The sequence below is a fragment of the Pseudomonas sp. NPDC012596 genome (assembly GCF_042902325.1).
Classification (GTDB): Bacteria; Pseudomonadota; Gammaproteobacteria; order Pseudomonadales; family Pseudomonadaceae; genus Aquipseudomonas.
The window spans coordinates 454,469-471,796 of sequence record NZ_JBIBEB010000001.1; the positions used below are offsets into that span (position 1 = coordinate 454,469).

Here is a 17,328-nt window from a genome sequence, read left to right on the forward strand (position 1 = left end):
GCCCCTGCCGTGAAAATCATACGGCTGGTTTTGCCGTAGGTTTGCGGTTGTAGGCCAACCAGATCAAGAACAGGCCACCGACGATCATCGGCACGCAGAGTAATTGACCCATGGTCAGCCAGCCGAAGGCAATGTAGCCAAGCTGGGCGTCAGGCACTCGCACGAACTCCACAATAAACCGGAAAATCCCGTAGAACAGCGCGAACATGCCGGAAACGGCCATGGTCGGGCGCGGTTTGCGCGAGTACAACCAGAGAATCACGAATAATGCCACACCTTCCAGGGCAAACTGGTACAGCTGCGACGGATGACGGGGCAACTGGGCCGGGTCGCTGAACGGCGGGAAGACCATCGCCCACGGCACGTCGGTTGCCTTGCCCCACAGCTCGGCATTGATGAAGTTGCCGATACGCCCTGCACCCAGGCCAATCGGCACCAGCGGGGCGACGAAGTCCATCAGCTCGAAGAACGACTTGTTGTTGCGCTTGCCGAACCACAGCGCTGCCAGCATCACGCCGATGAAGCCACCGTGGAACGACATGCCGCCCTTCCACACCTCGAAGATCAGCGTCGGGTTGGCCAAGTAGGCGTGCAGGTCGTAGAACAGCACGTAACCCAGGCGCCCACCGACGATCACCCCCATCGACAACCAGAACACCAGGTCGGAGAGCTTTTCACGCGACCAGGTGGGGTCGAAACGGTTGAGCCGGCGCGAGGCAAGCAACCAGGCGCCGCCGATGCCGATCAGGTACATCAGGCCGTACCAGTGGATTTTCAGTGGCCCGAGGGCCACGGCCACGGGGTCTATCTGCGGGTAAGGCAGCATGCATATTCCTCTCGATTCAAATCAGAAAGCTCAGGCCAACGCAGAACAGCAGCGCGGCGAACAGACGCTTGAGCAGGCGCGGCGACAGCTTGTGCGCCAGGCGCGCGCCGAAGCGGGCAAAAAACATGCTGGTCAGGGCAATGCCGACCAGCGCTGGCAGGTACACGTAGCCCATGCTGTGGGCAGGCAGGTGTTCTTCATGCCAGCCCAGCCACATGAAGCTCAGGGCGCTGGCGATGGCGATCGGCAGGCCGCAGGCCGACGAGGTGGCCACTGCCTGCTGCATCGGCAGGCTGCGCCAGGTCAGGAACGGCACGGTCAACGAACCGCCGCCGATACCGAAGATCGCCGAGGCCCAGCCGATGACCCCACCGGCACCGATCAGCGCAGGCTTGCCAGGGATGCCACGGCTGGCCTTGGGCTTGAGGTCCAGGGCCATCTGCGCCGCGATGATCAGAGCGAATACGCCAATGATCTTCTGCAACTGCGGGCCCTGGATCAGCGAGGCGGTCTTGGCCCCCACACCGGCGCCGAGCAGGATGCCGACGGTCATCCAGGCGAAGATCGGCCATTGCACCGCGCCCCGGCGATGGTGCTCGAGCACGGCGTTGATGGAGGTGAAGACGATGGTTGCCAGCGAAGTACCGACCGCCAGGTGGGTAAGCACCGAGGCGTCGAAGCCCTGCAAGGTGAAGCTGAACACCAGAACCGGCACGATGATGATGCCGCCGCCCACGCCGAACAGCCCTGCCAGCACGCCTGCGCAGGCGCCCAACAGCAGATAGAGTGCGAACTCCATTCGTCGTCCCCGAGAAAAACAATCCGGCATGGTAACGGAAGCCGGGCTCGAGGCTCTAGTGAACTCTGTGACAGGATGGATCGCCACCGTCGCAGTGGGTAGAGTGGCAGAAAACACAGAGGCCCAACCGATGTGCCTGATCGTATTCGCCTGGCGGCCGGGGCATGCCCTGCCGCTGATCGTGGCGGCCAACCGCGACGAGTTCTATGCCAGGCCCACTCAAGCGCTGACGGCCTGGGAAGATGCGCCCGGCGTGCATGCCGGGCGCGACCTGGAGGCTGGCGGCACGTGGCTGGGCGTGGGGCCGCAGGGGCGTTTTGCCGCGCTGACCAACATACGCGACCCGGGGCAACCCTTGGGTCCGCGCTCAAGAGGCGAACTGGTGGCCGGGTATCTGCAGGGTGAACTTGGCGTCGAGGCCTACCTGGACCAGGTCGCAAGCCGCAGCAAGCAGTATTCGGGGTTCAACCTGCTGGTGGGCGATGGGCGCCAGCTGGGGTATTTGCATGCCCGCGAAGCGGCGCCACGCCTGCTGGAGCCTGGGGTGTACGGGCTTTCCAATGCCGGGCTGGATACGCCGTGGCCGAAGCTGGTCAAGGCGCGCGATGGGCTGGAGAGGTTGCTGGGCTCAGCTGAACCGCAGCAACTGCTGGCGTTGCTGGCTGATGCTGAGCCGGCGTCGGACGGGGAACTGCCAGAAACTGGCGTGGGCCTGGCAACGGAAAAGCTGTTGTCGAGTGTGTTTATTGCCAGTCAGAACTATGGAACAAGGGCCAGTACAGTGCTGATTGTGGATGATCAGGGGAATAGACGGCTGATCGAACGCAGTTTCGGGCCGTTTGGCGGGCATCTTGGCGAGGTAGAGCTGCGGGTTTGAGGTGTTTGTTCCGGCCCTTTCGCGGGGCAAGCCCGCTCCCACAATGTTCGGTGTTGGCAGAGCCATAGTGGGAGCGGGCTGGCCCCGCGAAGGGGCCGGTAACGATCTCAAAGGGTCTTGTTGGCTCCAGGCCCGATCATCCGCGCCAGCCCAAGGTTTTTCAGCGCCAGCTGCAGGGAGCTGTGGATAACCTGAGGGTTGTCATGGCTCATGGCATCGGCCAGCAACTCCTTGGCCTTGCTCATGTTGATCTGGCGCAGCATCCACTTCACCTTCGGCAGGTTGGTGGCGTTCATCGACAGGCTGTCGAAACCCATGGCCATCAACAGGATTGCCGCGGCGGGGTCACCGGCCATCTCGCCGCAGATACTCACCGGCTTGCCTTCGCCGTGGGCATCGCGCACCACGGTATTCAAGGCCTGCAAAACGGCCGGGTGCAGGTAGTCGTACAGGTCGGCTACCCGCGGGTTGTTGCGGTCGACTGCCAGCAAGTACTGGGTCAGGTCGTTGGAGCCGACCGACAGGAAGTCCACCTGCCGCGCCAGTTCCTTGGTCTGGTACACCGCAGCCGGAATTTCGACCATCACCCCCACCGGCGGCATCGGCACGTCGGTGCCCTCGTCGCGCACCTCGCCCCAGGCACGGTGGATCAGGTGCAGCGCCTCTTCCAGTTCGTGAATGCCAGAAATCATCGGCAGCAGGATGCGCAGGTTGTTCAGGCCCTCGCTGGCCTTGAGCATGGCGCGGGTCTGGACCAGGAAGATTTCCGGGTGGTCGAGGGTGACGCGGATGCCGCGCCAGCCCAAAAACGGGTTTTCTTCCTTGATCGGGAAGTACGACAGCGACTTGTCACCGCCGATATCGAGGGTGCGCATGGTCACCGGCAGCGGGTGGAAGGCCGCCAGTTGTTCGCGATAAATCGCCAGCTGCTCTTTCTCGCTCGGGAAGCGCTGGTTGATCATGAACGGCACTTCGGTGCGGTACAGGCCGACGCCTTCGGCGCCACGCTGCTGGGCACGGGCCACATCGGCGAGCAGGCCGGTGTTGACCCACAGCGGCATGCGGTGGCCGTCCAGGGTGACGCACGGCAGCTCACGCAGCGCGTCGAGGCCCTGGGCCAGCTGGCGCTCTTCTTCGACCACTTCGCTGTATTGCTTGCGCAGTACATCGCTGGGGTTGGTAAACACCTCGCCCTTGTAACCGTCGACGATCAGCTCTATGCCGTCGACCTTGGAATACGGCAGGTCGACCAGGCCCATGACCGTTGGAATGCCCATGGCACGGGCCAGGATGGCAACGTGAGAGTTGCCCGAACCCAGCACCGACACCAGGCCGACCAGCTTGCCTTCCGGCACTTCGCCGAGCATTGCCGGGGTCAGTTCTTCGCTGACCAGAATGGTGTTGTCGGCATACACCAACGACTGCGAGCGGGCTTCCTGCAGGTAGGCCAGCAGGCGGCGGCCGAGGTCCTTGACGTCCGAGGCGCGCTCGCGCAGGTAATCGTCGTCCATCAATTCGAAGCGGTTGACGTGCTCGCCAACCACCTGGCGCAAGGCGCCCTGCGCCCACTGGCCGGTCTTGATGACTTCGGTCACCTCACCGCCCAGGGCTGCGTCTTCGAGCATCATCAGGTACACGTCGAACAGCGCACGCTCTTCGGGGCGCAGCTGGGTAGCCAGCTTGGCCGAGAGCTTGCGCATGTCGGCGCGCACGCCTTCGAGGGCGTTGTTGAACAGTTTGAGTTCGGCGTCGATGTCTTCGACAGTCTTGTCTGGCACCACTTCCAGATCGGCCGGTGGCAGCATGACCACCGCACGCCCGACAGCGGCACCCGGCGAGCCGGGCACGCCAACGAAGCGCGCTTCCTGGATGCCCTTGCCCTGGCGGCCCAGGCCACGAATGGAGCCGGTAGCCTCGGCGTGGGCGATAACCCCGGCGAGCTGAGCACTCATGGTCACCAGGAAGGCTTCTTCGCCCTCGTCGAACTGACGGCGTTCTTTCTGCTGGATAACCAATACGCCGACCACGCGGCGGTGGTGGATGATCGGCGCACCGAGGAATGAGGCAAATTTCTCTTCACCGGTTTCGGCAAAATAGCGATAACGCGGGTGGTCCGCAGCGTTTTCCAGGTTCAGCGGCTCTTCCCGGGTACCGACCAGGCCCACCAGGCCCTCGTTGGGGGCCATGCTGACCTTGCCGATGGAACGCTTGTTCAGGCCTTCGCTGGCCATCAGCACGAAACGGTTGGTTTCCGGGTCGAGCAGGTAGACCGAGCAGACCTGGCTGCCCATGGCTTCCTTCACGCGCAAGACGATGATGCCCAACGCCGTCTTGAGATCTTTGGCGGAGTTCACTTCCTGGACGATCTTGCGCAGCGTATTGAGCATGGCTCGGGGTCGAACTCCGTCGTCAGTCGCGCGTCAAAAGACGCGGTGCAAGCTCTTTCAGGGCACGGCGGTACACTTCACGCTTGAAGGTCACCACCTGGCCCAGCGGATACCAATAGCTGACCCAGCGCCAGCCGTCGAATTCGGGCTTGCCGGTCAGGTCCATCCGCACCCGTTGCTCATTGCTCACCAGGCGCAGCAAAAACCATTTCTGCTTCTGGCCGATGCACAGCGGTTGGCTGTGGGTACGGACCAGTCGCTGGGGTAAACGATAACGCAACCAGCCGCGGGTGCAGGCAAGAATTTCCACATCATCGCGTTCAAGGCCAACTTCTTCGTTCAGCTCGCGGTACAGGGCATCTTCCGGCGTCTCGTCAGGGTTGATACCACCCTGCGGGAATTGCCAGGCATCCTGGTTGATCCGCCGAGCCCATAGCACCTGCCCGGCATCATTCGTGAGAATGATCCCGACATTTGGGCGAAAACCATCCGGGTCGATCACGGCAGCAACCTCGCAAACGCATGTCACCGCATTGTTCCACAAAGCCTGCGAGCGCAGCAACGCGCCCACCAAGCTTATGTGCAGCGCGGTGAAAACTCCGTATTCTGCGGGCCTACCCTGTGGCTGATGCGAGTGACCACGATGCGCCTGGCTTTATTCGACCTGGACAATACCCTCCTTGGTGGCGACAGTGACCACGCCTGGGGTGATTATTTGTGCGAACGGGGCATTCTGGACCCGATCGCCTATAAACAACGCAACGACGCCTTCTATCAGGATTACCTGAACGGCACCCTGGACCTGCAGGCCTACCTGGCCTTCTCCATGGAAATTCTCGCGGCGACCGAGCCGGCCCAGCTCGACCAATGGCACCGCGAGTTCATGCGTGACTGCGTCGAACCGATCATTCTGCCCAAGGCATTGGCCTTGCTGCAGCAGCACCGCGATGCCGGCGACCAGCTGGTAATCATTACGGCCACCAACCGCTTCGTCACTGCACCGATTGCCCGCCGCCTGGGCGTGCGGGTGCTGCTGGCGACCGAATGCGAGATGCAGGATGGCCGCTATACCGGGCGCAGTACCGATATACCGTGTTTCCGTGAAGGCAAAGTGACGAGGCTTGAGCGCTGGATGCTGGAGAACGGCTTCGATCTGGAGGACAGCTATTTCTACAGCGATTCGATGAATGACCTGCCCCTGCTGGAGCGCGTGACGCATGCGGTGGCGGTGGACCCGGACCCTAACCTGCAGGCCGAGGCCGAACGGCGCGGCTGGCCGGTGGTTTCTTTGAGAGATTGAGGCAGTTCTGTTCAGGCCTCTTCGCGGGCTTGCCCCGCGAAGAGGCCGGCCGGTGTAGCAGAAGGCTGTCAGACCGGCTTGGCGCCCATCAACCCGGCAATGGACAGAAAGCAAACACCGCTGAAAACGGCCAGAGCCAGGGTAAACCGCAACCCTACCGCTTCGGCCTTGCGCAGCCGATTGAGGCGCACCAGCAACCACCACACGGCAAACGCGCCCACCGTATAGATGACGCTTGAAGCCAGCACCCAGGTCTGCCCCAATGGCCAGCCCACCAGGTGCACCAGCCACCAGCCGGTGAACGGCATGCTCACCAGGCACGCGCCCATCACCAGCCAGACAAACACCAGCGGCCGGCGCAGCAGTTTTGCATAGGCCTCGGCATCGCCCTGGCGGCGCGCGCGAACGGTCCAGATCGCCAGGCCCAGCGCGCCCAGAAGCAGCAGCGCGGTAGCGACGATGTGCAAGGCCTTGATGGTGGTCAGGTGTTCCATCTTCAAATTGTCCTTAAGCAGGCTATTTCGCGTCGCCCCTTTCGCGGGTAAGCCCGCGAAAGGGGCCATCAGCCCAAGCTTAGCCGCTTAACCCAGGAACAGCCGGTAGGCCGGGTTGTCGGTTTCATCCCAATACGGGTAACCGATCTTGGCCAGCGCTGCCGGCACCAGGTGGCGCTCGTCTTCTGGCACCTGCAGCCCAGCGACCACACGGCCGTCAGCCGCACCATGGTTGCGGTAGTGGAACATCGAGATATTCCAGCGCCCGCCCAGCTTGTTGAGGAAGTTGAACAACGCCCCCGGCCGCTCGGGGAATTCGAAGCGCAGCACGATCTCGTCGCTGGCACCGGCCGAATGGCCGCCGACCATATGGCGGATGTGCAGCTTGGCGAGTTCGTTGTCGGTCAGGTCGGTGACCGGGAAACCCTGATCGATCAACTGTTGCACCAGTGCAGCGCGCGGGTCGTTCTCCGGGTGGGTCTGCACGCCAACGAAGATGTGGGCTTCGTCGGAGGTGTGCTTGCGGTAGTTGAATTCGGTGATCTGGCGTTTGCCGATGGCCTCGCAGAAGGCCTTGAAGCTGCCCGGGCGCTCTGGGATGGTCACAGCAATGATTGCTTCGCGCTTCTCGCCCAGCTCGGCGCGCTCGGCGACATGGCGCAGGCGGTCGAAATTGACATTGGCGCCCGAATCGATGGCGACCAGGGTCTGCCCGCTCACACCGGTGAGCTCCACGTACTTCTTGATACCGGCGACGCCCAACGCGCCGGCAGGTTCGGTGATCGAGCGGGTATCGTCGTAGATATCTTTGATTGCGGCACAAATTTCGTCAGTACTGACAGTAACCACGTCATCTACATACAGCCGGCAGATATCGAAGGTATGCTGGCCAATCTGCGCCACCGCCACGCCATCGGCAAACAGCCCGACCTGCGGCAGCACCACGCGCTCGCCAGCGGCCATGGCCGCCTGCAGGCAGTTGGAGTCATCCGGCTCGACACCGATCACCTTGATTTCCGGGCGCAGGTATTTCACGTAGGCAGCGATGCCGGCGATCAGGCCGCCGCCGCCCACCGGCACGAAGATCGCGTCCAACTGGCCTGGGTGCTGGCGCAGGATCTCCATGGCCACGGTGCCTTGGCCGGCGATAGTGTGCGGGTCGTCATAAGGGTGGACATAGACCAACCCCTTCTCATCGACCAGCTTCAGCGAGTAGGCCAGCGCCTCCGGGAACGAGTCGCCATGCAAGACCACCTTGCCGCCCCGCGAACGCACACCTTCGACCTTGATCTCCGGCGTGGTCTTGGGCATCACGATGGTGGCCTTGATGCCCATTTCACGCGCGGCCAGGGCCAGGCCCTGGGCATGGTTGCCGGCCGAAGCAGTAACCACGCCACGCGCCAACTCTTCAGGGCTCAGTTGCGCCAGCTTGTTGTACGCCCCACGGATCTTGAAGGAGAACACCGGCTGCAGGTCTTCACGCTTGAGCAGAATATGGTTGCCCAGGCGCTTGCTCAGCTGCCCGGCGTTCTGCAGCGGGGTTTCGACAGCGACGTCGTAGACGCGCGAGGTGAGGATCTTCTTGACGTACTGTTCGAGCATCGGGAAAGCATCACTGGCCGCGGGACAAGGGCTGCGAGTCTACCCCAGCGCTACGTCGGGCGACCACAGCAAAGCCGCCCGAGCCGTTATACTAGGCAACTTTGAAAACCGCCCTGCCCCTTTTCGGAGCCCGCATGACCCAGGACCAACTCAAACAGGCCGTCGCCCAGGCCGCTGTCGACTTCATTCTGCCCAAGCTGGATGAAAAGAGCGTTGTCGGCGTCGGTACCGGTTCGACCGCCAACTTCTTCATTGACGCCCTGGCCCAGCACAAGACCGCCTTCGACGGTGCAGTCGCCAGCTCCGAGGCCACTGCCCAGCGTCTGAAGGGCCATGGCATCCCGGTCTACGAGCTGAACAGCGTCAGCGAGCTGGAGTTCTATGTGGACGGCGCCGACGAAAGCGACGCCCACCTGAACCTGATCAAAGGCGGCGGTGCGGCGCTGACCCGTGAGAAGATCGTCGCGGCCGTGGCCAAGACCTTCATCTGCATCGCCGATGGGAGCAAGCTGGTGCCGGTGCTGGGCGCCTTCCCGCTGCCAGTGGAAGTCATCCCGATGGCCCGCAGCCACGTGGCGCGCCAACTGGTGAAGCTGGGCGGCGACCCGGTGTACCGTGAGGGTGTGGTCACCGACAACGGCAACGTGATCCTCGACGTTCACAACCTGCAGATCACCAACCCGGTGGAGCTGGAAGCGCAAATCAACGCGATTGTCGGCGTGGTCACCAACGGCCTGTTCGCGGCGCGGCCGGCGGACTTGCTGCTGCTGGGTACTTCGGAAGGCGTAAAGAACCTTACTGCCGAGTAAAGCCATCGCCGGCAAGCCGGCTCCCACAGGGTCTCCACGGCCTTTGATAACTGTGGATTACCTGTGGGACCCGGCTTGCCGGCGATTGGGGCCAGAAGAACACTCAATCAACCGGCTGCTTGAACACATAAAACAGGTTCGGCTCACTGACCAGATAAATGGTCCCCGCTTCATCCATCGCAATCCCCTCCGCCTGCGGCACAGTCTGTTTCAGCCCCTGATACCCCTTGCGCAACGACAGGGTACTCAGCGGCTTGCCTTTCACGTCCAGTTCAATCACCAGCCGCGACTCATCCGACAACGCCAGCAAATGTCCACTGCGCTCGTCGAACTGCAGGCTCGAAAGATCCCTCACGAACAACCGCGCATCACGTTTGCGATCCTGCACCACATGCACCGCATAGGGTTGCTGAGGGTTGGAATGGGGAAACCCGTGAATCTCGTAGATCACCATCGGGTCGCGCTCCTTGGCCACAAACAGGCGCTTGCCCGCAGAATCGTAGGCCAGGCCCTCGAAGCCCTTGTTGCCGTTCAGGCCGATCCCCAGGCTCAGCTGCTCGGCATCCTGGGCATCGAGAAACAACGTGTCGTCATCCAGGCGCACGCGGATCAGCCGCTGCGTGCGCTCGTCGGTGATCACAAAGCTGTTGGGGCCGACATACTCCACCGCCTCCGGGTCGCCAAACCCGGTCAGCGGAACGCGGCGCAGAATGCGCCCGTCCAGGGACAGTTCGATCAGCTCGGAACGCTTGTTGGTGACCGTGAACAAGGTCTTGCGGTCGGGGTCGTAGGTCAGTGCCGAAATATCATCGTCCAGCCCTTCCACCGGCTGCGCCTCGATCACCACCCGGTAGCGGTCCAGGCCCATGCTTTGCTCAGCAGGCTGCCACCAGGTCTTGAGGTTGAACCAGCCGCGCTCGGCCAGGCGAAACTGCTGCTCGGCCACGCCCAGAGCGAGCACGGCGAGCAGGCCACAGGCAGCCAGGACAAGGGGCAAACGGACATAACGACGCATAGAGGCAGACTCGGTTTGAGGACGGCGAATCTAACCACGAACAACTGAAGTAAAGCTTAATGCCAGCATCAGAATGATCTGATTCTGATATCAGTTTTTTCTGAAGCGGTAGAACAACGCGGGCTCGCTGACCATGTACAGGTTGCCTTTGTCATCCATGGCCACGCCTTCGGCGCGTGGGATGGTGTCCTTCAGGCCGTTGAAGCCGCCCAGCAGCGTCATGAAGCTGACCTGCTGACCCTGCTCATCGAGCTCGAGCAGCATGTTGGAATCGGCCGAAAGCACCAACAGGTGGCCCGTGCGCGGGTCTACACCCAGGGCCGACAAGTTGCGCAGGTCGAGTTCGTCGCTGGCCAGCACCTGCTTGCCACCCTTGAGTGGGCTGCGCCCATCGGTGCTCCAGGTGTAGAGCTTCGGCGGGCGCTCTTCGCCAATCACCAGGCGCTGGCGCAGCGGGTCCCAGGCTATGGCTTCGAAGCCTTTGTTGCTCTTTACCGACGTGCCCAGGTCATGGCTCGGGAAATCGGCATGGTTCAGCGATCGGGTCTGCGCATCTACCTTGACCACGGTCAGGTCATGCAGGCGCTCATCGGTGATTGCCAACTGGCCATCTTCCAGTACGGCGACACCTTCCGGGTTGTTCCAGCCCACCAGGGGGATCTGCCGCAGCACATCGCCATCGAGGTTCAGCTCGACGAGGAACGGGTTTTTGCCCATTACCACGAACAGGGTGCGGGTATGCGGGTTGAAGGCCACGTCTGAGGCTTCGTCATCTTCCATGCCGGGCATAGGCTTGGCATCGATGTCGACCTGGTAATCCGGCAACCACACGCTTTCGCTACGTTCGGCGCTGGTTTCAAAGCTCTCTTTCATCCACAGCAGGCCACGGTCGTCCCAATGCATCGCCACGGCCACGCCATAGCCGATCACCGCAGCCACGGCCAGGCCAAACGGCCAGCGCAGGTAGAAGCGGCGCTTGGGGGATGCGGGAGCGGTGGAAGGCGATGGCATGCAGGGGTTCCTGAAGATTGGGCGAAGGTTCGCGCATTATCCGGATGGGTTGTGAAAAATCGGTAAATTGCGTTGCCTTCATCGCGGGCAAGCCCGCTCCTACAGGCGGCACTGTACGAGTAGGAGCGGGATTACCCGCGAAGGGCGCGGTATCAGATCAGAGCACGCGGCTTTCGAAGCGGCTCACACCCGGCAATTCCAGCACCAGCTCATCACCGACGTTGAACGGACCGACGCCTGCCGGCGTACCGGTGAGGATCACATCGCCCGCCTGCAGCGAGAAATGCCGGGCCATGTACTGGATGATCGGGACGATCGGGTTGAGCATCATCGAGCTATTACCCTCCTGACGCACTTCGCCGTTGATGGTCAGGCGCACCGGGATATCGGTCACATTCTCGAACGCGGCAGCCGACACGAACGGCGGCAGCACGCAGGCACCGTCGAAGCTCTTGGCCAGTTCCCACGGCAGGCCCTTTTCCTTCAGCTTGGCCTGCAGGTCGCGCAGGGTCAGGTCCAGCGCCGGGGCATAACCGGAGATTGCATCCAGCACTTCCTCTTCCGAGGCGTGGGCAGACAGCGACTTGCCCAACAGCACGGCGATTTCCGCTTCGTAGTGTACCGAGCCACGGTCGGTCGGGATCTTGAACCCACCTTCCAACGGCACCACGCAGCTGCCCGGTTTGATGAACAGCAGCGGTTCACTCGGAATAGGGTTGTCCAGTTCCTTGGCATGCTCGGCATAGTTACGGCCGATGCATACCACCTTGCCCAGCGGGAAGTGAATGCGCGTGCCGTCTACGTACTGGTGCTGGTAACTCATGGCCGACTCCTTTGCTTACTGCTTTTTATTCAGGAGCGAAGATCTTACCCGGATTCATGATGCCGTTAGGGTCGAAGACGGCCTTAATTGCCTTCATGCAGGCAATTTCATCCGGCGAGCGGCTGTAGCCCAGGTAGTCGCGTTTGGTCATGCCCACGCCATGCTCGGCAGAGATCGAACCGTTGTAACGCTGGACGATCTCGAACACCCACTTGTTGACCTTGGTGCACGAGGCGAAGAAATCATCCTTGCTCATGTGCTCGGGCTTGAGGATGTTCAAGTGCAGGTTGCCGTCGCCGATGTGCCCGTACCAGACCACCTCGTAGTCGGGGTAGTGCTGGCTGACGATGGCATCGATGTCGCGCAGGAACGCCGGCACCTTGGAAACCGTGACCGAGATGTCGTTCTTGTAGGGCGTCCAGTGCGAGATGGTCTCGGACAGGTATTCGCGCAGCTTCCACAGGTTTTTCAGCTGGGTCTCGCTCTGGCTCATCACCCCGTCCAACACCCAGCCCTGCTCGACACAGTGTTCGAAAGTGGCCAGTGCTTCGTTGGCCACGTCCTCTGTACTGGCTTCGAATTCCAGCAACGCGTAGAACGGGCAGTCGGTGGAGAACGGCGCCGGCACGTCGCCACGGGCCATAATCTTGGCCAGGCCCTTGTCGGAAAAGAATTCGAACGCAGTGAGGTCGAGTTTGCCCTGGAAGGCATGCAGCACGGGCATGATCGAGTCGAAGTCCGGCGTGCCCAGCACCATCGCAGTGAGGTTGCGCGGGGCGCGGTCCAGGCGCATGGTCGCCTCGACCACGAAGCCCAGCGTACCTTCGGCGCCGATGAACAGCTGGCGCAGGTCATAGCCGGTGGCGTTCTTGATCAAGTCCTTGTTCAGCTCCAGCAACTCGCCCTTGCCCGTGACCACCTTCAGGCCGGCAACCCAGTTGCGGGTCATGCCGTAGCGGATCACCTTGATGCCGCCGGCATTGGTGCCGATGTTGCCGCCGATCTGGCTGGACCCGCTGGAGGCGAAATCGACCGGGTAATAAAGGCCCTGCTCTTCGGCGAAGTTCTGCAACTGGCGGGTGATGACGCCTGGCTGGCAGACCACGGTGCGGTCGAAAGCATTGAAGTCGACAATCTGGTTCATGTAGTCGAAGGCAACCACCACCTCGCCATTGGCCGCCACGGCACCGCCGGAGAGCCCGGTGCGGCCACCGGATGGCACCAGCGCTACGTGATTGCGATTTGCCCAGCCGACGATGGCCTGCACCTGCTCCACGCTTTTGGGGAACACGATGGCGCTGGGTGCGGGCGGGTAATGCTTGGTCCAGTCCTTGCCATAAGCTTCCAAGGAAGCCGCGTCAGTCAGGACCTTGCCAGGGTCGACAAGGGTCATCAGTTCATCAATTACAGCGGGGTGGGTCATCGCTGGAACTCTCGACTTATTCATAGTCACCCTGAGCACTCTTCACCTGTCGGGATAAGCTCAGATTGTGTCGCGTATGCTAGCATAGCCCTCCCGCTGTTCATGCTAAGGCCCACGCCGCGCCTAGCATCACCCCTCGCCATTTTTCTCCGGGATACAGGTTTACGCAGATGAGCAAGACTTCTCTCGACAAGAGCAAGATCCGCTTCCTTCTTCTTGAAGGTGTGCACCAGAACGCGGTCGATACTCTCAAGGCTGCCGGCTACACCAACATCGAATACCTCACGGGTTCGCTGCCGGAAGCCGAGCTGAAGGAAAAGATCGCCGATGCCCACTTCATCGGCATCCGTTCGCGCACCCAGCTGACTGAAGAGATCTTCGACTGCGCCAAGAAACTGGTCGCTGTGGGCTGCTTCTGCATCGGCACCAACCAGGTCGACCTGGAAGCTGCCCGCGAGCGCGGTATCGCCGTATTCAACGCCCCGTACTCGAACACCCGTTCGGTAGCTGAGCTGGTGCTGGCCGAAGCCATCCTGCTGCTGCGCGGCATCCCCGAGAAAAACGCCTCCTGCCATCGTGGCGGCTGGATCAAGAGCGCGGCCAACTCGTTCGAAATCCGTGGCAAGAAGCTGGGCATCGTCGGCTACGGCTCGATCGGTACTCAACTGTCGGTACTGGCTGAAAACCTCGGGATGCAGGTGTACTTCTTCGACCCGCTGACCAAGCTGCCGCTGGGTAACGCCGTTCAGGTCGCGAGCCTCAACGAGCTGCTGGGCCTGGCCGACATCGTTTCGCTGCATGTGCCTGAGCTGCCATCCACCCAGTGGATGATCGGCGAGAAAGAAATCCGCGCGATGAAGAAGGGCGCGATCCTGATCAACGCCGCCCGTGGCACAGTTGTCGAGCTGGACCACCTGGCCGCCGCGATCAAGGACAAGCACCTGATCGGCGCCGCCATCGACGTGTTCCCGGTAGAGCCGCGTTCCAACGACGAAGAGTTCGAAAGCCCGCTGCGCGGCCTGGACAACGTGATCCTGACCCCGCACATCGGTGGTTCCACCGCCGAAGCCCAGGCCAACATCGGCCTGGAAGTGGCCGAAAAACTGGTCAAGTACAGCGACAACGGTACCTCGGTATCCTCGGTCAACTTCCCTGAAGTGGCCCTGCCGGCGCACCCAGGCAAGCACCGCCTGCTGCACATCCACGAAAACATCCCAGGCGTGCTCAGCGAGATCAACAAAGTCTTCGCCGAGAACGGGATCAACATCTCCGGTCAGTTCCTGCAGACCAACGAGAAAGTGGGTTACGTGGTCATCGACGTCGATGCCGAGTACTCCGACCTGGCGCAAGAAAAACTGCAGCACGTCAAGGGCACCATCCGCTCGCGCGTACTGTTCTGAGCTTGATTGCGGTATAGAAAAGGGAGGCCCAGGTGGCCTCCCTTTTTCGTTCTTCTGTGAACCCCTGGGCCCGCTTCGCAGGCCTTTCGCGACGCAAGGTCGCTTCTACAGAAGATAGGGTCGCAATGGTTACTTCACCTCAACGGTGATCTTCTTCGATTCGACGCTTGGCTTGAACGGCACGTGATACTGGTCGCCCAGCACCAACTGCAAGGTGTGCTTGCCCGGCGTCAGGGTAATGGTGGCCTCGGTCTGTGCCTTGCCGAAATGCAGCACCTGTGGGCCCGCCGGCAGCGCAACACCGCTCTCGGGCATCAGGCTGGTGGGCAGTGGCTGGTCAGCCAACGGCTCCTTGTCGACATCCACCAGCAGGTGGTGGTGGCCGGTGTGTGGCGTCTGGTCGCCCGCAGGCTTGAGCCCCATGCCTTCGATGCCGAACTTGACGGTGAAGGTCTTGTCGACCGTTGCACCATCGGCGGGGGAAACGATGAAGACCTTGGCATCCTTGGGCGGCTCCTGGCTCTTCAGCGCATCCGCAGCGCTGGCCAATAGCGAGGCCCCCATCAGCAGACCGGCAACGGCAGCACGCGAAAATAGGCTGTTCATTCACTTCTCCTGTGATTCACTTGAAAGCCGCCGCCAGAAAATTCCTACGGCGGCGGCTGTTCACCATAGCCCACAAAGAGAAATATTTCAGTTAGGGTTAAACCTCGCCAAGGCTTCAAGGTCATAGGCTGCGCTCGACCACGACGAGGAAGAAAGTCGTGGCGAAAGTTATTCATTTGCCAAAGAAAGGGGCTTTACATGCGTTCGACCATAGGCGTACTGCTGGCAGTACTCATCACGCCATTGGCTCAAGCCGAGCTGATAGACGAAATAGCCGACCGGGGCGAACTGCGCATTGCCGTGCAGGCCGACAACTCGCCATATGCCTTCAAGGAAAACGACCACCTGACCGGTTTCGACATCGAGTTCGGCCAGGAGCTGGCCAAAGAGCTGGACCTGCGGGCCGAATTCATCGAAACCCCTGCCGCCGAAGCGTTGCCAGGGGTGCAAAGTGGAACCTACGACATCACCCTGACGCCGGCAGAAAGCGCACCCAAGGCCGACACCCCGTTCGATGTCAGCCAGCCATTCGGCGAGAAGAAACTGGTGATCCCGTTCCAGAAAGGCAACCCCGCGTTCGAGGGCGCAGTGAACAATGCGCTGCAGCGGCTCAAGGACAGTGGCCGTACTGCAGAGCTTGAGCAGAAGTGGTTCAAGGGTGTGCAGGAGACTGCTGCCGGGCAATAACTGATTTGTCGCCTGTACCGGCCCCTTCGCGGGACAAGCCCGCTGCCACAGATATGTCACAGTTCGCCAGAATTGCGCGGTATTTGTGGGAGCGGGCTTGCCCCGCGAAGAGGCCGGAAGAGAATTAAGCTAAAAGTCCAGCCAGCGCTCGCTGCGCTTCTTCCAGCTCCAATTCGCTGAACACCAGCACTCCCTCGCGCCGCAACAGCGCCGTAGTCACCCCTTCACCCGGCACCTTCACCCCGGCAAACGCGCCGTCGTAGGTCAACCGGTTGCCACACGAAGGGCTGCCAGCCTTGAGCACCGCCACCCGGATACCATGCCGACGCACCAGCGCCAGCGCCTGCTGCGCACCGGCCAGGAACGCAGCACTGACAACCTCGCCACTCACCGTGATCACCTGCGCGCCACCGTCGAGCACAGCGCCACCCTGCCCTCCCGGGATTTCCGCCGCCGGGCGCGGTGTCGGCAAACCGCCAGCCACTTCAGGGCACAACGGCACCACACGCCCTTCGGCCTGCCAGCGCTGCAACAGATCAGGATGGCCGCTGGCTCGGCCGTCATAACGCACCGGCTGCCCTAGCAGGCAAGCGCTGACCAGCACCCTGGGCAAGTCAGAACGGGTCATTGCCACGGCGCCGGAACCAGCCCGTCAGCGATAGCCTTTCGCGTCCGGCCGGCAAGACTTCGTGCGGCACCTCGCCCGACAGGAAAATCACCAGGCTGCCGGCCACCGGCTGCACGTCGTGCACCACATCGTCAGCCAGGAACATGCGCAACTGGCCGCCATCCTCCGGCTGCCAGTCTTCATTGAGGTAAAGCACCGCCGAAACCATGCGCCGGTCGTCATCGCGAAAACGGTCCAGATGCCGGCGATAAAACGCCCCCGGTGGATACAGGGCGAAATGGCACTCAAAGTCTTCAAGCCCGAGGAACAAGCCCTGATTGATGGCCAGCCGCACGTGGTCCATAGCCGCCAGGTATTGGTCGCACGCCTCGGCCTGGCCGGGGTCGATCCACTCGATCTGGTCGCCACGGATCGCCTCGCGCACCTCCTGGGAAACGCCGCGCCCAACCCCGGCAGGGTTAAGCTGGCCTTCTGCATCACGGCGCCGACATTCGGCCGCTAGCGCACGCACCAGTTCACCAGGCAGAAAAAGGGCCTGCTGCGACCAGCCATGGGTGGCCAGATCGTCGACGACGGCCGCAAGCATCGGGTGTTCAGGGGATATGTGCATGGCGCGCATCATATCCATTAGCCCTGCACTC

General features: G+C 61.9%; 18 protein-coding genes. 5 read left to right on the forward strand and 13 right to left on the reverse strand.

What is annotated here, in order from left to right; translation table 11 throughout:
• Positions 1-16 precede the first annotated feature (16 nt).
• Together lgt and ACFY68_RS02005 are read right to left on the reverse strand one after the other, a co-directional pair.
• On the reverse strand, positions 17-826 hold the full coding sequence (gene lgt / locus ACFY68_RS02000; protein WP_012312269.1) for a prolipoprotein diacylglyceryl transferase: 810 nt from the start codon (positions 824-826) through the stop codon (positions 17-19).
• 16 nt (positions 827-842) lie between these two features.
• Positions 843-1,625, reverse strand: a complete 783-nt coding sequence (locus ACFY68_RS02005) for a sulfite exporter TauE/SafE family protein (protein ID WP_387522883.1) — start codon at positions 1,623-1,625, stop codon at positions 843-845.
• 130 nt (positions 1,626-1,755) lie between these two features.
• Here ACFY68_RS02005 and ACFY68_RS02010 point away from each other — a divergent pair, with 130 nt between their 5' ends.
• Positions 1,756-2,502 (forward strand): NRDE family protein, encoded by a 747-nt coding sequence (locus ACFY68_RS02010; protein WP_387522885.1) that lies wholly within the window; start codon positions 1,756-1,758, stop codon positions 2,500-2,502.
• Between the two features lie 107 nt (positions 2,503-2,609).
• Here the strand turns inward: ACFY68_RS02010 and ptsP are convergent, their stop codons facing one another.
• Positions 2,610-4,889: a phosphoenolpyruvate--protein phosphotransferase gene (gene ptsP, locus ACFY68_RS02015; protein WP_346614206.1), complete on the reverse strand. Its 2,280-nt coding sequence runs from the start codon at positions 4,887-4,889 to the stop codon at positions 2,610-2,612.
• Between the two features lie 22 nt (positions 4,890-4,911).
• Positions 4,912-5,391: an RNA pyrophosphohydrolase gene (locus tag ACFY68_RS02020; protein WP_003249017.1), complete on the reverse strand. Its 480-nt coding sequence runs from the start codon at positions 5,389-5,391 to the stop codon at positions 4,912-4,914.
• A 141-nt stretch (positions 5,392-5,532) separates the two neighbouring features.
• Between ACFY68_RS02020 and ACFY68_RS02025 the strand changes: the two genes are divergently transcribed.
• A complete protein-coding gene (locus ACFY68_RS02025) occupies positions 5,533-6,189 on the forward strand; it encodes an HAD family hydrolase (RefSeq protein WP_387522888.1) in 657 nt (218 codons plus the stop codon).
• Between the two features lie 68 nt (positions 6,190-6,257).
• Here the strand turns inward: ACFY68_RS02025 and ACFY68_RS02030 are convergent, their stop codons facing one another.
• Both ACFY68_RS02030 and ilvA read right to left on the reverse strand, forming a co-directional pair.
• Entirely contained in the window at positions 6,258-6,683 is a 426-nt protein-coding gene (locus ACFY68_RS02030; RefSeq protein ID WP_387522890.1) for a DUF2269 domain-containing protein, read from the reverse strand.
• An 87-nt stretch (positions 6,684-6,770) separates the two neighbouring features.
• Entirely contained in the window at positions 6,771-8,285 is a 1,515-nt protein-coding gene (gene ilvA, locus ACFY68_RS02035) for a threonine ammonia-lyase, biosynthetic (RefSeq protein ID WP_387522892.1), read from the reverse strand.
• A gap of 134 nt (positions 8,286-8,419) precedes the next feature.
• Between ilvA and rpiA the strand changes: the two genes are divergently transcribed.
• Positions 8,420-9,094: a ribose-5-phosphate isomerase RpiA gene (rpiA, locus tag ACFY68_RS02040; protein ID WP_387522894.1), complete on the forward strand. Its 675-nt coding sequence runs from the start codon at positions 8,420-8,422 to the stop codon at positions 9,092-9,094.
• A gap of 103 nt (positions 9,095-9,197) precedes the next feature.
• On the opposite strand, the gene ACFY68_RS02045 is transcribed toward rpiA, so the two are convergent.
• From ACFY68_RS02045 to ACFY68_RS02060, 4 genes are all read right to left on the reverse strand, one after another.
• On the reverse strand, positions 9,198-10,109 hold the full coding sequence (locus tag ACFY68_RS02045) for an SdiA-regulated domain-containing protein (protein ID WP_387522896.1): 912 nt from the start codon (positions 10,107-10,109) through the stop codon (positions 9,198-9,200).
• 90 nt (positions 10,110-10,199) lie between these two features.
• Positions 10,200-11,120: an SdiA-regulated domain-containing protein gene (locus tag ACFY68_RS02050; RefSeq protein WP_387522898.1), complete on the reverse strand. Its 921-nt coding sequence runs from the start codon at positions 11,118-11,120 to the stop codon at positions 10,200-10,202.
• Positions 11,121-11,277: 157 nt separating this feature from the next.
• The gene (locus ACFY68_RS02055) at positions 11,278-11,943 is read right to left on the reverse strand and encodes a fumarylacetoacetate hydrolase family protein (RefSeq protein WP_387522900.1); all 666 of its coding nucleotides are present in this window, start codon (positions 11,941-11,943) and stop codon (positions 11,278-11,280) included.
• Positions 11,944-11,968: 25 nt separating this feature from the next.
• The gene (locus ACFY68_RS02060; RefSeq protein WP_387522902.1) at positions 11,969-13,366 is read right to left on the reverse strand and encodes an FAD-binding oxidoreductase; all 1,398 of its coding nucleotides are present in this window, start codon (positions 13,364-13,366) and stop codon (positions 11,969-11,971) included.
• Between the two features lie 170 nt (positions 13,367-13,536).
• On the opposite strand from ACFY68_RS02060, the gene serA reads away from it, so the two are divergent.
• Positions 13,537-14,766 carry a phosphoglycerate dehydrogenase gene (serA, locus tag ACFY68_RS02065; RefSeq protein ID WP_346614215.1) on the forward strand — a complete coding sequence of 410 codons (1,230 nt, stop codon included), beginning with the start codon at positions 13,537-13,539 and terminating at the stop codon, positions 14,764-14,766.
• Between the two features lie 129 nt (positions 14,767-14,895).
• Here serA and ACFY68_RS02070 read toward each other — a convergent pair whose 3' ends face one another.
• Positions 14,896-15,372, reverse strand: coding sequence for a DUF4399 domain-containing protein (locus ACFY68_RS02070; protein WP_387522904.1), 477 nt, complete (start codon positions 15,370-15,372; stop codon positions 14,896-14,898).
• A gap of 198 nt (positions 15,373-15,570) precedes the next feature.
• Between ACFY68_RS02070 and ACFY68_RS02075 the strand changes: the two genes are divergently transcribed.
• On the forward strand, positions 15,571-16,059 hold the full coding sequence (locus ACFY68_RS02075) for a substrate-binding periplasmic protein (protein ID WP_387522906.1): 489 nt from the start codon (positions 15,571-15,573) through the stop codon (positions 16,057-16,059).
• Between the two features lie 124 nt (positions 16,060-16,183).
• On the opposite strand, the gene ACFY68_RS02080 is transcribed toward ACFY68_RS02075, so the two are convergent.
• Positions 16,184-16,687: a DUF523 domain-containing protein gene (locus tag ACFY68_RS02080; RefSeq protein ID WP_387522908.1), complete on the reverse strand. Its 504-nt coding sequence runs from the start codon at positions 16,685-16,687 to the stop codon at positions 16,184-16,186.
• Complete coding sequence (locus tag ACFY68_RS02085; protein ID WP_346615299.1) at positions 16,674-17,309, reverse strand: 2OG-Fe(II) oxygenase; 636 nt, start codon at positions 17,307-17,309, stop codon at positions 16,674-16,676. The genes ACFY68_RS02080 and ACFY68_RS02085 overlap by 14 nt, the downstream gene beginning before the upstream one ends.
• Positions 17,310-17,328 lie beyond the last annotated feature (19 nt).